This window comes from Streptomyces sp. NPDC055189 (assembly GCF_053606765.1).
This window is the reverse complement of record NZ_JBSGSG010000070.1, coordinates 39,738-53,386: the sequence shown is the minus strand read 5'-3', so window position 1 is coordinate 53,386 and position 13,649 is coordinate 39,738. Positions and strand designations below refer to the sequence as shown.

At 71.8% G+C, this 13,649-nt stretch carries 11 protein-coding genes; 5 read left to right on the top strand and 6 right to left on the bottom strand.

Annotated elements, in window-relative coordinates:
* The first annotated feature begins 128 nt into the window (after positions 1 to 128).
* The gene (locus ACWFR3_RS34760; protein ID WP_453738675.1) at positions 129 to 3,017 is read left to right on the top strand and encodes a bifunctional glycosyltransferase/CDP-glycerol:glycerophosphate glycerophosphotransferase; all 2,889 of its coding nucleotides are present in this window, start codon (positions 129 to 131) and stop codon (positions 3,015 to 3,017) included.
* Positions 3,014 to 4,198, top strand: a complete 1,185-nt coding sequence (locus tag ACWFR3_RS34755; RefSeq protein ID WP_453738674.1) for a glycosyltransferase — start codon at positions 3,014 to 3,016, stop codon at positions 4,196 to 4,198. Before ACWFR3_RS34760 ends, ACWFR3_RS34755 begins: the two co-directional genes overlap by 4 nt.
* Positions 4,199 to 4,223: 25 nt before the next feature.
* On the opposite strand, the gene ACWFR3_RS34750 is transcribed toward ACWFR3_RS34755, so the two are convergent.
* Positions 4,224 to 5,054, bottom strand: coding sequence for an ABC transporter ATP-binding protein (locus tag ACWFR3_RS34750; protein ID WP_453738673.1), 831 nt, complete (start codon positions 5,052 to 5,054; stop codon positions 4,224 to 4,226).
* Positions 5,047 to 5,973 (bottom strand): ABC transporter permease, encoded by a 927-nt coding sequence (locus tag ACWFR3_RS34745; RefSeq protein ID WP_453738672.1) that lies wholly within the window; start codon positions 5,971 to 5,973, stop codon positions 5,047 to 5,049. Before ACWFR3_RS34745 ends, ACWFR3_RS34750 begins: the two co-directional genes overlap by 8 nt.
* 129 nt (positions 5,974 to 6,102) lie before the next feature.
* Between ACWFR3_RS34745 and ACWFR3_RS34740 the strand changes: the two genes are divergently transcribed.
* Positions 6,103 to 6,735, top strand: a complete 633-nt coding sequence (locus tag ACWFR3_RS34740) for a TetR/AcrR family transcriptional regulator (protein ID WP_453738671.1) — start codon at positions 6,103 to 6,105, stop codon at positions 6,733 to 6,735.
* A 39-nt stretch (positions 6,736 to 6,774) separates the two neighbouring features.
* On the opposite strand, the gene ACWFR3_RS34735 is transcribed toward ACWFR3_RS34740, so the two are convergent.
* Positions 6,775 to 6,945 (bottom strand): hypothetical protein, encoded by a 171-nt coding sequence (locus ACWFR3_RS34735; RefSeq protein WP_453738670.1) that lies wholly within the window; start codon positions 6,943 to 6,945, stop codon positions 6,775 to 6,777.
* A gap of 191 nt (positions 6,946 to 7,136) precedes the next feature.
* Here ACWFR3_RS34735 and ACWFR3_RS34730 point away from each other — a divergent pair, with 191 nt between their 5' ends.
* Positions 7,137 to 8,303 carry a sensor histidine kinase gene (locus ACWFR3_RS34730; protein ID WP_453738677.1) on the top strand — a complete coding sequence of 389 codons (1,167 nt, stop codon included), beginning with the start codon at positions 7,137 to 7,139 and terminating at the stop codon, positions 8,301 to 8,303.
* Complete coding sequence (locus tag ACWFR3_RS34725; protein WP_453738669.1) at positions 8,291 to 8,935, top strand: response regulator transcription factor; 645 nt, start codon at positions 8,291 to 8,293, stop codon at positions 8,933 to 8,935. The genes ACWFR3_RS34730 and ACWFR3_RS34725 overlap by 13 nt, the downstream gene beginning before the upstream one ends.
* Before the next feature lie 152 nt (positions 8,936 to 9,087).
* Here ACWFR3_RS34725 and ACWFR3_RS34720 read toward each other — a convergent pair whose 3' ends face one another.
* The 3 genes from ACWFR3_RS34720 to galE all read right to left on the bottom strand — a co-directional run bounded on the left by ACWFR3_RS34720 (position 9,088) and on the right by galE (position 13,605).
* Positions 9,088 to 11,619 (bottom strand): FtsX-like permease family protein, encoded by a 2,532-nt coding sequence (locus ACWFR3_RS34720; protein WP_453738668.1) that lies wholly within the window; start codon positions 11,617 to 11,619, stop codon positions 9,088 to 9,090.
* A complete protein-coding gene (locus tag ACWFR3_RS34715) occupies positions 11,616 to 12,395 on the bottom strand; it encodes an ABC transporter ATP-binding protein (protein ID WP_453738667.1) in 780 nt (259 codons plus the stop codon). Before ACWFR3_RS34715 ends, ACWFR3_RS34720 begins: the two co-directional genes overlap by 4 nt.
* A gap of 226 nt (positions 12,396 to 12,621) precedes the next feature.
* Positions 12,622 to 13,605 (bottom strand): UDP-glucose 4-epimerase GalE, encoded by a 984-nt coding sequence (galE, locus tag ACWFR3_RS34710; protein WP_453738666.1) that lies wholly within the window; start codon positions 13,603 to 13,605, stop codon positions 12,622 to 12,624.
* Positions 13,606 to 13,649: the final 44 nt, after the last annotated feature.

Sequence of the window (13,649 nt, the reverse complement as noted above, 5' to 3'; positions counted from 1 at the left end):
CCCCGGGCCAGCAGGCCCGGGGCGCCCTTTCGTGTAACCGGACTGGGCCAATCACACCCCCCTGAAGGGCGCTAATCGGGCAATAGCGATAATTAGTAGGATGAGCCGGTATACGACTGGAGGGACGCATGGGAGCGATAGGTGAGCGGGGGGCGCCGCAGGAGCGACCCGATGTGTCCGTAGTGGTGATCGTCTACAACGACGCCGAGCGGCTGCCGACCGCCGTGCAATCGGTGCTCGACCAGACGCTGCACGGCGTAGAGATAGTCATCGTCGACGACTGCAGCACCGACGACTCGTACGCGACGGCGCAGCGCCTGGCCGCCGAGCACCCCGAGCGCGTGCGGGCCTACCAGCTGCCGGAGAACAGCGGCGCGGGCGGCGAACCCCGCAACGTCGGCATCGGCCACACCGTCGGCACGCATGTGATGTTCCTCGACAGCGACGACGTCCTTGAGCGCAACGCCTGCCGCAACCTCCTCGAAGCGGCCGAGCGCGACGGCTCCGACATCGTCTCCGGGCTCTGCGTGCGGCTTTCGATGGACACCCGCAACAAGAAGCGCGACCAGTGGTACCCCTGGCTCTACGCCACCACCCGGACCCTGGAGTCCGTCACCGAGCTGCCCGACCTGTTCGTCTGGGACACCCTCTCCACGAACAAGCTCTACCGCCGCGACTTCCTCGTCGAGAACGCCCTCCGCTTCCCCAAGGGCATGTTCTACGAGGACCTGATGTTCATAGCCGAGGCCTACCTCGCGGCCGAGCGCATCACGCTCATCCCCAACCAGGTCTACTTCTGGCACGTGCACGAGCGCGCCGCCGCCAAGTCGGTCACCAACCGGCGGCACGAGATGACCAACTTCCAGCACCGTCTTGAGATCCACCGCCGGATCGACGCGCTGCTCGCGGAGCGCGGCCTCGACGAACTGCGGCTCTTCAAGGACATCAAGTTCCTCAAGCACGACCTCGTGCTCCACCTGCGCGACCTGCCGTTCCGCGACGACTCCTACCGCCAGGAGTTCGCGGGACTCGCCCGCGACTATCTCGCGGGGCTCAACCGCGCCGCGTACGACGAGGTGCTGCCCGCCCAGGCCATCTGCGCCTACCTCCTGGAGCGGGGCGACTGGGAGAACCTGCTTCCCGCCGTCGACACCCTCACCAACCGCGACAAGATCTCCTCGCCGCTCGCCGAGCGGGACGGCCGCGTGTACTGGTGCGCCGACCATCTCGACGACCCGTTCGGCCGCAGGGTCCTGGACGTGACCGAGCTCGGCTATCACAGCAAGCGCTTCGACCAGATGTTCCTGCGCAACGTGCTCACGCGGTACGAGGAGTCAGCGGGCGTGGTGGGCATGGCGGGCCGCGTCACCAACCCGCTCGGCATCGTGGGCCCGGACGCCGTGCTCACCGCCGAGCTTGAGTTCACCGCGCGCCGCCGCAGCCTGCAGTCCTTCCGCTTCCCGGTCGCCGCCGTGCGCTACGACGGGGAGAGCGTGGACTGGTCGGCTTCCGTCGACCTCGCCCGGCGGCTGCGCCCGCTCGGCATAGTCGACGCGGTGTGGGACGTGCGCCTGCACCTCATCGCCGACGGAGTGCGCACCAGAACGCGGCTCAGCGCGGGCACCCCGGGGCTCGCCGAGGGGATGCTGCCGGTGCGGCCGAGACTGACCCGCCTCGTCGCCGATCATCTGGAGCCGGAGGTCTCGCAGCGCGGGCACCTCGCGTTCCGCCTCGTCACCCGGGACGCGACCGGCGGCCGCGTCCAGGACCTGGTGGCGCGCGGCACGCAGGGCGTGCCGGGACGGCTCGCCAAGTCCGGTTTCCGCAGGGCGAAGAAGCTGCGGGGGGACCTGACGTCCGGGCGGAACAAACTGCGCGTCTACGACGAGGTGTTCAGCCGGCTGCCGGTGAAGAAGGGCACGGTCGTCTTCGAGAGCCATCTCGGGAAGCAGTACAGCGACAGTCCACGGGCGATCTACGAGGAGATGCGGCGCCAGGGTCTCGAATTCGACGCCGTGTGGTCCTACGCCGGGAAGCCCGACGGCTTCCCCGAGGATGCCACGCTGGTGCGGCGCTGGTCCCTGCCCTACCTCAGGGCGCTCGCGCAGGCCGAGTTCTGGGTCGACAACCAGAGCTATCCGCTCAAGCTCACCAAGCGCCCGGGGACGACGTACATCCAGACCTGGCACGGCTCGGCGCTCAAGCGCATGGGCTTCGACGAGCCCGCCTGGAAGCTGCGCAGCAAGGCGCGCCAGGACGAGCAGCAGCGGGTGCTCGACCGCTTCGACCGCTTCCTGGTCCGGTCCGAGCACGACGTGCGGACCCTGGCGAAGGCCCTCCGCCTGAAGGAGAAGGTGCTGCTGCGGGTCGGCTACCCGCGCAACGACGCGCTGGTGCACTCGAAGCGGGCCGAGGACGCGAGCGGTGTGCGCGAACGCGGGCCGTTGGCAGCGGAGCTCGGCATACCCGAGGACAAGCAGGTGCTCCTTTACGCGCCGACCTTCCGCAAGCACGGCGGGCGGCACGGGCGCTTTGAACTGCCCTTCGACGTGGAGCGGTTCGCCGAGGAGTTCGGCGACCGGTACGTGCTGCTCGTGCGCTCGCACTATCTGAACCACGTGGTGCTCCCGCCGTCCGTGCGGGGCCGCGTCATCGACGTCTCCGCGCACCACGACGTCACACCGCTCTACCGGCTCGCCGACGCGATGATCACCGACTACTCGTCCGTGATGTTCGACTACGCGCTCCTCGACCGGCCGATGGTGTTCTTCACGTACGACTACGAGGAGTACGTCCACGAGGGGCGAGGCACGTACTTCGAGCTGCGGGAACAGGCTCCGGGGCCGGTGGTCGACACCGAGGACGAGCTGTTCGCGGCGTTGAAGGCGCTGGACGAGCAGGTCCTCGAGTACGCCGATGCGAGGGCGCGGTTCGTGGCCCGGTTCGGTGAGTACGACCGGGGTGATGCCGCCAGGAGCGTCGTCGATCAGTTCTTCTCGCACTGGAGCGGCAAGTGAGTCAGACAGTGAGCCTTGCGGAGAGTGGGACGGCGCAGCGGACGCGGGACATCTTCTTCGTCTCCAACAGCGTCAACGAGCTGGGCGGGATCACCAGTTGGTCCCACCAGATGGCCCGCCTCTTCGTCGGGCGCGGCCACCGCGTGCACGTCATCGGCATCACGGAGCCCGGCGAACCGCAGGACATCGGCACGGACCTGCCCTACCCCACCACGACGCTGTACGACGAGCATCCGCCCCGCGTCGGCCCCGCGCGCGGCATCAAGGGGCGGCTCAACGTGGCCGAGCACCGGCTGCGGGCGCGGCGCGCGGAGGGCATGCTGGAGCAGGCCGCCAAGCTGACCGCGCTCTTCGCGCAGGCCGGGCCCGGCGCCGTCGTCATCGTCACGCAGGTGTGGGCGATGGAGTGGGTCGAACTGGCCGACACCAGCGACTTGTTGGTCATCGGCATGAGCCATGAGTCGTTCGCCTACTCACGGGCCTCCTCGCGCGGCGCGCGGGTGCGCAAGCACTACAAGGACATCGACCGGATGCTCGCGCTGACCCGCGAGGACGCCGACCTGTGGATCAGGCAGGGCCTGGACAACGCGTCCTTCATGCCGAACCCGCTGCCGTTCATGCCCGAGGTGCCCTCGCGGCGCACCGAGAAGATCGTCACCAGCATCGGCAGGCTGCACGACCAGAAGGGCATCGACATGCTCCTCGACACCTGGGCGGAGGTCGCGCCGCTGCACCCGGACTGGAAGCTGCGGATCTACGGCTCAGGCGAGGACGAGGAGATGCTCTGGGAGCAGTGCACCGCGCTCGGCCTGGACGGCTCCGTGGAGTGGATGGGCCGGACGAGCGATGTGCCGGGCGCGCTGCGGGGCGGGTCGGTGTTCGTGCAGTCGTCACGGGGCGAGGGCTTCCCGCTCGCGCTGATGGAGGCGATGGCCACCGCGGTGCCGTGCGCCGCCTTCGACTGCGCGCCGGGCGTGCACGAGATCGTCCAGGACGGCGTCGACGGGCTGCTCGCGCGGCTCGGGAACACGGGTGAACTGGCGCGCAGGCTGGACACGTTGATGTCCGACAAGGAGCTGCGGGACCGGATGGGGGAGCTGGCCAGGGTGAACATCCAGCGCTACACGACCGAGGCGGTCGTGCGGCGCTGGGAGGAGTTGTTCCGGTTCCTGGAGCGGTAGACGGGGCGGTTCGGCTGCGGGGCGGCTACTTCTTGCCGCCGGTGAACTGCTCGTACTCCTTCAGTACGTCCGCCGTCGGGCCGTCCATGCGCAGCTCGCCGTGTTCGAGCCAGAGCACCCGCTCGCAGGTGTCGCGGATCGACTTGTTGTTGTGGCTGACGAGGAAGACCGTGCCCGCGCGCTTGCGCAGCTCGCGGATGCGGGCCTCCGAGCGCTTCTGGAAGGAGCGGTCGCCGGTCGCCAGGGCCTCGTCGATGAGGAGCACGTCGTGGTCCTTGGCGGAGCCGATGGAGAAGCGCAGGCGGGCCGCCATGCCGGAGGAGTACGTACGCATGGGGAGCGTGATGAACTCGCCCTTTTCGTTGATGCCGGAGAAGTCGACGATCTCCTGGTAGCGCTCCTGTACCTGCTGCGGGGACATGCCCATCGCCAGGCCGCCGAGGCGGACGTTGCGCTCGCCGGTCAGGTCGTTCATCAGGGCCGCGTTCACGCCGAGGAGCGAGGGCTGGCCGTCGGTGAAGATGCGGCCGTTCTCGACGGGCAGGAGGCCCGCGATCGCCTTCAGGAGGGTCGACTTGCCCGAGCCGTTCGTGCCGATCAGGCCGATGGCCTCGCCCTTGTGGGCGGTGAAGGAGACCTTCTTGACGGCGTGCACCTTGCGCACGCCGGACTCCTGGCCGCCCTTGCCCCGCTTGAGGATGCGGCCCAGGGCGGCGGTCGCGCTGCCCCGGCCCGAGGGGGATCCGGCGCCGTGCACCCGGTAGACGATGTCGACCTCGTCGACGATGACCGTGGGGGCGGCGGGGGCGGGAATGCGGAGATCTGTGTTCGCGGGGATTGCTGTCGTCTCAGCCACGGCCGTACGTCTCCTCTGCCTTCCAGAAGTAGATGAACCCGCCGACTCCGGCGAGCAGCGCCCAGCCGACGGCCCACGCCCATACGTGGTGCGGGAGCTGGTCCGCGCGGAAGCTGTCGATGAGCGCGAAGCGCATCAGGTCGATGTAGACGGCGGCCGGATTGCACTCCAGGAGGACCTGCAGCGCGTGCGGCAGGTGCTGGTCCTTGAGGACCGCGTCGATGCTCCACATCACGCCGGACACGTACATCCAGGTGCGCAGCACGAACGGCATGAGCTGGGCGATGTCCGGCGTCTTGCTGCCCAGGCGGGCCATCACGAGGGCCAGGCCCATGTTGAACGTGAACTGAAGGGCAAGGACCAGCGGCACCAGGAGCCAGGACAGGGTCGGCGGCACGCCGAAGCAGAGCAGGATCACGACCAGCGCGCCCATGGAGAAGAGCAGCTGCTGGAGCTGTTGCAGGCAGTACGAGATCGGCAGCGCGGCCCGCGGGAAGTGCAGGGCGCGGACCAGGCCGAGGCTGCCCGCGATGGCGCGGGTGCCCGCCATCACCGAGCTCTGCGTGAACGTGAAGACGAAGACGCCGGTGACCAGGAACGGGACGTAGTCCGGGACGTCGTGCTTGGTGTTCATCAGCACGCCGAAGATGAAGTAGTAGACCGCCGCGTTCAAGAGCGGCGTCATCACCTGCCAGACCTGGCCGAGCTTCGCCTGGCTGTACTGGGCGGTGAGCTTGGCGGTCGCGAAGGCGGTGATGAAGTGGCGGCGCTGCCACAGCTGCCGGACGTACGCGGGCAGCGTGGGGCGGGCGCCGCTGACGGTCAGGCCGTGCAGGGCGGCGAGCTCGGCCGGGCCGGGTGCGGCGGGCTCCGGCGTGCCGGCCGCGGAGTGGGGTGGGGCGTCGAGGACCTGACTCACGTCCGCTGCTTTCACTCGGGAGTCATGGGGTTACGACGTCGGGACGGGTCCGTATCGTCGTAACGTCGAGAGTAGGACCATGTGACGTCGGAACGCAACCGTATCGTCGTCACGTTCTATGCTGTCCGTATGACGACGAGCAGGCCAGGAGATGAACAGCCGCGTGAGCAGTCCCGCCGCAGAGCGCCCGCGGGGGCCGCGGTGCTGCGCGAGGACGTGACCGAGGCCATCAGGGCCGCCGTCTTCGAGGAACTGGCGGCGGTCGGGTACGCGCGCATGTCCATCGAGGGCATCGCACGCCGCGCGGGCGTCGGCAAGACCGCCGTCTACCGGCGCTGGCGCTCGAAGCTGCATCTCGTGCTCGACCTGGTGTCGGCGATAGCGGTCCAGGGCCTCCCGATGCCGGACAGCGGCTCCCTGGAGGGGGACCTGCGGCTGCTCTACGAAGTGACGTCGCGCGCCCTGCGGCATCCCGTGGCCTCGCAGGTGATCCCGGATCTGCAGGCGGAGGCGGCACGCAACCCGGAGATCGCGCAGGCCATGCAGAAGGCCCTGCGGGAGGGGCAGCACGGAGTGGCGAACGGCATCGTGCGGGCCGCGGTGGCGCGGGGAGAGGTACGGGACGGGGTCGACGAGGACCTTGCCCTCGACCTGGTGTCGGGGCCGCTCTACTGGCGGTCCGTGGTGGTGCGGGCCGATCTGCCCAAGGGCTACCTGGGCAGTCTCGCCACGGCTACGGCGGCGGCGCTCCGGGCGTTGTGAGCCGCGTCAGTTCTGGGGTGTCTCAGCCTCTGGGGTGTCTCAGCTCTGGGGGTGCCTCTCGCGCATCAGGAACAGGGCCGTGCCCGAGCCGAGCGTCGCGATGCCGGTGCAGACGCTGATCAGGACCTGCTGCACGCCGTCGAAGGCGAAGCTGGTGGAGACGTTGGCGACGAGGGCGATCGCGAGGACGAGCCAGAGCAGGGCCTTCATGGCGTGGCCTTTCCGTGGTGTGTGGTGTGCGGTGTGCGGGGGCGTGCTGTGTGATCAACTCTGCCGGAGCGGGGGCGGGTTGGCGATGGTGTGCTCTCCCGGACCGGGGGTGTAGCGCACTACACCATCCGCCGGGGAGCCGCCTCGCCCGCGTGTGCGAGCGGGGTCGCATAGCCTCATGACTCATGACCATGCGGGAGACACTGCGGCGGACCGAACGGGCCCTGGAGCAGCTGGGTGCGGCGGCGTTGCTCTCCCTGGCTTCGTACCTTTTCATCGGGGTCATCCTCCTGACCCTCGTCACCACGCTCATCGTCGTCGGCGCGGGTGTCATGCCCGAGACGGTGCTCATGCTGCGGCGGATGGCCGGCTTCAAGCGCCGCCGCGTGGCCCTCTGGACGGGCAGGGAGATACCCGAGGCGTACGTGCCGCTGACCGGCACGCTCAGCCGGCGGGTGCGGGCGGGGGTGACGGACCCGGCGACGTATCGCGATCTGCGGTGGCTGGGCCTGCACTTCGTCTACGGGTGGCTGTTGCTGTACATCGCCCTGCCGGTGTTCATCGTCGGGATGCTGGTCGACGGGGTGTGGTGCGGGCTGCTCGGCCGCCGGGCGGTGGTGCTGCCGCTGGTGGCGCGCATCGCCGATGTGGAGGCCGCCTGGTCGGGGGCGCTGCTGCGGGCCTCGCCGGAGGCGGAGCGGGCCGCGCGGCTGTCCGAGCGGGTGGAGGAGCTGACCGTCACGCGGGCCGGTGCGGTCGCCGCGCACGGTGCCGAACTGCGGCGCATCGAGCGGGACCTGCACGACGGGACGCAGGCGCGGCTCGTCGCGATGTCGATGCGGGTGGGGCTCGCGCGGCGGGCCTTCGACAAGGACCCCGAGGCGGCGCGGAAACTCCTCGCCGACGCGCAGGACCAGGCCGATGAGGCGCTGACCGAGCTGCGGCACGTCGTACGCGGCATCCATCCGCCGATCCTGACGGACCGGGGTCTGGCGGGGGCGGTGCGGGCGCTCGCCGCGAGCAGCGGGCTCGATGTGGCGGTGCGTGCGGAGGGGGTCGAGGAGGGGCCGCGGGCTCCTGCCGCCGTGGAGGCGGCGGCGTACTTCGTGATCGCGGAGGCGCTGACGAACGCGGCCAAGCACAGCGGGTCGGAGCGGGCCGCGGTGGAACTTTCGCGGGTGGGCGGGATGTTGAGGATCTCGGTACGTGACGAGGGGCGGGGCGGGGCCGATGACGCGGACGGCAGTGGGCTGCTGGGGATGCGGCGCCGGGTCGCCGCGCTCGACGGGACCGTGGAAGTGGTGAGCCCCGTCGGGGGGCCGACCGTGATCGAAGTGGAGCTGCCGTGCGCGTGGTGATCGCCGAGGACAATGCGTTGCTGCGGGAGGGGATGGTGCTGCTGCTGTCCTCCGCCGGGCACGAGGTGGTGGCGGTGGCCGCGAGCGGGCCCGAGGTGTTGCCGGCGCTCGTCGCACACCGTCCGGATGTCGCCGTCCTAGACGTGCGGATGCCGCCGGGGTTCCGGGACGAGGGGTTGCGGGCCGCGCTGGCGGCCCGCGAGGAGATTCCGGGGCTTCCGGTGCTGGTGCTTTCGCAGTACGTGGAGGAGACGTACGCGGCGGAGTTGCTGGGCGGCGGCGCGAGCGGTGTCGGCTACCTGCTGAAGGACAGGGTGGGGCGGGTCGACGAGTTCCTGGACGCGCTGGAGCGGGTCGCGGGGGGCGGGACCGCGCTGGACCCGGAGGTGGTGACAGAGCTCCTGACCCGGCGGCGGGACGACCCTCTGGACTCGCTGACGCCCCGGGAGCGGGAGGTGCTTCAGCTGATGGCGGAGGGCAGGGACAACGGGACGATCGCGTCGACCCTGGTGGTGTCCGACCGCGCGGTCAGCAAACACATCGGCAACGTCTTCGCGAAGCTGGGGCTGCCGCCTAGCGATAGCGGGCATCGGCGGGTGCTGGCTGTTCTTGCCTATCTGAACCGGGGGTAGTCAGAGTCCCCGGGGCCGGTGCGGCTTCGCTTCGGCGGTGGGTGCGGGGCTGTCGGGGCTTGGGTGCCTTCTTGTCGCTCGCGGGTCGTTGCGGGGCAATCGGGTGGGGGGAGGGGAAAATCCGGCGCGGAGCGGCGGGCCTGTTTGTACGGTCAGACGCCCTGCGAGGGATACCGCCCCCGGAGCGCCCGCCGGGCAGGGGGAAACGTGCCCGCGGCCGTGGTGGCTGCGACCACCAGAGCTACGAACCCCGCCTGCGACGCCGCAACGTACGGCACCGTACGAGCCACCGCCGCACTGAAGGCGACGAGCGGGACCGAGGCCACCACGGCGCCCACGGCGAGGCCCGTCAGGGCCGATGCCGCCGCCTCCAGGCCCAACATGCGGCGGAGTTGGCCCCGGCCCGCCCCCGCGAGCCGGAGAAGGGAGAGTTCGGGGCGCCGCCCGATGGTGATCAGGCACAGCGTGCTGAGGACGGCGATGACCGTGAAGCCGCCGATCGCACCGACCGCCGCCACGGTCACCACCTCGCCCAGCGCCTGGTCCTCCGGGGCGAGCCGCTCGGGTGCGGGGTCCGCCACCACCTTCGCTCCGGGAGCCGCCGCCCGCAGGGCCCCCGCAGCGGTGCCGTCCGCCGCGACCAGGAGCCGGGTCGGTGACGACGTATGGCGGAGCAGTTGTTCGTGGGAGAAGAGGAAGCCGCCCAGCGCCAGTTCGCGGTCGTACGTCGCCACCACCTTGAGCCGCGCCTCGACCCCGTCCCCGAACCGCACCGTCACCGTCGAGCCGGGGCCCGCGTCCAGGGCGCGTGCCTGGTCCCGGCCCACCGCCACCGTGCCGGGGCGCAGCTTGTCGATGTCGCCTTCCCGGACCCCTGGGTCCAGCGTGCGGGCCAGACCGCCGGGCGTGACGCCGAGCACCGGCAGGCGGTCCAGGCGGGGCGAGCCCGTCTCGCGGCGGGCCAGGACCACCGTGCTCCGTGTGACGGCGGTCGCGGCGTCCACGCCGGGTGCCCGCCGGACCCGCTCCAGCGTGCCCCCTGGCAGCCCGCCGCCCTCCGCGGTCACCGCGAAGTCCGCCCGCGCCGCATCCCCCGCCTGGTCAGCCGCCGCGTGCGTCATCGTCGTACCGGCGGAGAGCTGGACCAGGACGAACGCCGTCACCAGGACGACCGGGGTGATCGCCGCCCCCAGGCGCCTCGCGGAAGCCGTGCAGTTGGCCGCCGCCAGGTGTCCTCCCGCGCCGCCGAACCTGCGCATCGGCGCCCCGAGTACCCGCATCGCACCCTCCGCGATCCACGGACCGAGCAGCGCGCACCCGATGACCAGGACCACCGCCGCGGCTCCGGCGGCGGCCGCCGCCGTCTCCCCCCGCTGGAGCGTGGCGGTGCCCGCCGAGCTCACGCCCAGGAACAGCAGCACCAGGCCGGTGACCCGGCGAGCCGTACCGGGCGCCGCCTCGCGCAACGCCTCCGCGGGCCGCACCTTCGCCGTCCTCGCGCACGCGATCAGCGCCGCGAGACGGGCGGCGAGGAGCGTCAGGCCCGCGGTCACGAGCGGGGCGGGCAACAGCCAGGGCGGGAGCGGCAGTTCCAGGCCCTGCGGCAGCGCACCGCGAGCGTCGAGCAGCGCGCGCAGGCCGAGGAACGCGGGGATCGCCGCGAGAGCTCCGACCAGTGCCGCCACCGCCGCGACCCGGCCCACCTCCCGGCCCACCGCACTGCGCAACTGCCGCGGCGTCGCGCCGACCGCACGCAACAGGCCCGACTCGCGCGAGCGTTGCTGCAGCGCCTGCACGATCGTCGACGACACGACGAGCAGCGCGATGAGTACGACGGTGGCGGCCACGGAGGCGAGCAGCGCGAGCATGCCCGCGCGGGCGGGAGCGGCCTGGAGGAACTCGGCGCCGCCGCGCCCGTTCCCCGTCAGGACCCGCAGCCCCGCGCCGTCCCCGTCCGCCCTGTGCCCCACGCTCTTCAGGTGCGCCGCGTCCAGCGCGTGCCGCACGCGCGCGTGGAGCGTGGACGTGCTGGTGCCGGGATCCGCCGTGACGCCTATCGCCGCCACCGAACCGGGGTGATCCGCGAGGCGGCGCGCCTCGGCGGAGGTGAAGTAGACGGCGGCGCGGGGGCCTTCTGCCACCCCGGTCACCTTGTACGTGGCGTCGGCGCCGGACGTGCGTACGGTGATCCGGTCGCCGACGCGGGCCGCCCCCTCGCCCACGACGACCTCGCCGACGCGCTCCGGCCCGCCCCCGTCCCGTAGGACATGGGGGGCCAGCCGGGCGGCCGGCCACGGACGCCCGGTGGCCGAACGGCCCCGCACACCCACCGGGAAGACCTCGTCGGCGACGGCCGAGCGGACCCCGGAGACCTCGCGCACCGCCGCGAGCGCCGCCCGCGGAACCCGCACGCGTTCGGTCAGGCCCGCCGTCGCCGTCTCGGGGTCGCTGCCCCACGGCTTGGCCGTGAAGCGGGTGCTCTGGTCGCCGGTGACGACGAGGTCGGCGGCGGCGTAGCGCTCCACGCGCGCGTGCCCGAGTCCTGCCGACGCGAGCGCCAGGCCGAAGGAGCCGAGCAGGAGGGAGGTGAGGGCAAGCGCGGCGAAGACCGCGGCCCACGCCTTGCGGTGCATGCGGGCGGCGCGCGAGGCGAGGAGCCGGGTGGCTTTCAGTTCCTTCTTCATGCCGCCGACCGCCCCAAGTCGCGCATGACCGCGTGCACTTGGCTGCTGTCGGGCTGGAGGATGCGGGTGGCCACGTGACCGGCGGAGAGGAACAGCGCCTCGTCCGCCCAGGCCGCCGCTGCCGGGTCGTGGGTCACCATCACCACGGTGTGGCCGTCCTGGTCGACGGCCCGGCGAAGCAGCGCGAGCACGCCGTGCGCGGTCACGGGGTCGAGTGCGCCGGTGGGCTCGTCGGCGAAGACGACCTCCGGACGCGTGACGAGGGCGCGGGCGATGGCCACGCGCTGCTGCTGGCCGCCGGAGAGCTCGGCGGGGCGGTCCTCCCCACGGTCGCCGAGCCCGACCTCGGCGAGGCCGAGCGAGACGCGCCCGTCGTCGGCCTCACCGCCGAGGAGCAGCGGCAGCGCGACGTTCTCGGCGACGCTGAGCGAGGGCACCAGATTGTGCGCCTGGAACACGAAGCCGACGCGCTCGCGCCGCAGCCGCGTGAGGGCGGCCTCCGTGAGCGAGCCGATCTCCACGCCCCCGATGCGCACGGTCCCGGCGCTGGGCCGGTCGAGCCCGGCGGCGCACTGCAGCAGCGTGGACTTGCCGGACCCGGAGGGTCCCATCACGGCGAGGAACCTGCCGCGAGGGAGGGCGAGTCGGAGGGGAGCCAGCGCGGCGGGACCGCCGCGCCGGTAGGTCCGGGTCACCCCGTCGAGCCGGAGCGCGTCGACCCCGCCCGACGGGTCGTCCTCCAGGGTCCCTGCCGCGGAACCTTGCCGTCTGAACATCTCCGGGAACTCCCTCGCGCCGACCGCCAGTGCCACTGCACTGCCACCGGAAACGCTAGGCAGCAGGGGGTCGGGGGACGAGGGAGCACGGTCCCGGAGTGGGGGTGTAGCTGGGTGCACCAAGGGGATTGCGGGAAAGTCCCACGACACGCCGGTGCGGTGGACGCTGGGGCGGGATTTTCTTGCAACCGGCCCCGCCCGGCCGCCTACCTCGGCCCCCGGACGGCTAGCCCCGCCCCGCCCCCGGATGCGACCGCAGCCACCCCGCCCAGGCCGACGCCACCATCTCGCGCACGTCCCGCTTGGCGGACCAGCCGAGCTCCGCGGTGACGCGGTCCGCCGCCGCGACGACGCGGGCCGGGTCGCCGGGGCGGCGCGGGGCGACGGTGGGCGGGATGTCGTGGCCCGTCACCTCGTTGATCAGGGTGGTCATCTCCTGGACGGAGACGCCCTCGCCGCGGCCGATGTTGAGCGTCAGGTCGGTGCCGCGCGGGGCCGTGGCCAGCCGCCGGGCCGTCGCCACGTGGGCCTCGGCGAGGTCGGTGACGTGGATGTAGTCGCGTACGCACGTACCGTCCGGCGTCGGGTAGTCCGCGCCGAAGACGCGCGGCGCCTCGCCGTCCGTGAGCTTCTCGAACACCATCGGGATCAGATTGAAGACGCCCGTGTCCGCAAGGCCCGGGCTCGCCGCGCCCGCCACGTTGAAGTAGCGCAGGGACGCCGTCGACAGGCCGTGTGCCCGGCCCGTCGCGCGGACCAGCCACTCGCCGGCCAGCTTCGTCTCGCCGTACGGGCTCATCGGGAGGCAGGGGGTCTCCTCAGTCACCAGGTCCACGTCGTGCATGCCGTACACCGCCGCCGACGAGGAGAAGACGAAGGAGGCGACACCGGCTTCCGTCACCGCCGAGAGCAGGACCCGCAGGCCCTCCACGTTCTCGTGGTAGTAGTGCAGCGGCATCTCCACCGACTCGCCCACCTGCTTCTTCCCCGCCAGGTGCACGACACCGGTGATCGCGTGCTCCGTCAGCGTGCGGGACAGCAGGTCCCCGTCGAGGATCGAGCCGGTGACCAGCGGCACGCCGTCGGGGACGCGCTCGGCGAGGCCCGTGGACAGGTCGTCGTAGACCACGGCCCGCTCGCCCGCCTCCGTCATGGCGCGGACCACGTGTGCCCCGATGTAGCCGGCGCCGCCGGTGATCAGCCAGGTCATCGTCAGTGGGCCTTCCCGTGTCGTGTCGTGTCCGCTGTGTCGTG

Bases quoted from the DNA above. Each gene is read 5' to 3' on its own strand.
- ACWFR3_RS34740 (WP_453738671.1), top strand. From the start codon at position 6,103: ATGACGACGAGCAGGCCAGGAGATGAACAGCCGCGTGAGCAGTCCCGC.
- galE (WP_453738666.1), bottom strand. From the start codon at position 13,605: ATGACCTGGCTGATCACCGGCGGCGCCGGCTACATCGGGGCACACGTG.
- ACWFR3_RS34720 (WP_453738668.1), bottom strand. From the start codon at position 11,619: ATGAAGAAGGAACTGAAAGCCACCCGGCTCCTCGCCTCGCGCGCCGCC.
- ACWFR3_RS34730 (WP_453738677.1), top strand. From the start codon at position 7,137: ATGCGGGAGACACTGCGGCGGACCGAACGGGCCCTGGAGCAGCTGGGT.
- ACWFR3_RS34760 (WP_453738675.1), top strand. From the start codon at position 129: ATGGGAGCGATAGGTGAGCGGGGGGCGCCGCAGGAGCGACCCGATGTG.
- ACWFR3_RS34715 (WP_453738667.1), bottom strand. From the start codon at position 12,395: ATGTTCAGACGGCAAGGTTCCGCGGCAGGGACCCTGGAGGACGACCCG.
- ACWFR3_RS34735 (WP_453738670.1), bottom strand. From the start codon at position 6,945: ATGAAGGCCCTGCTCTGGCTCGTCCTCGCGATCGCCCTCGTCGCCAAC.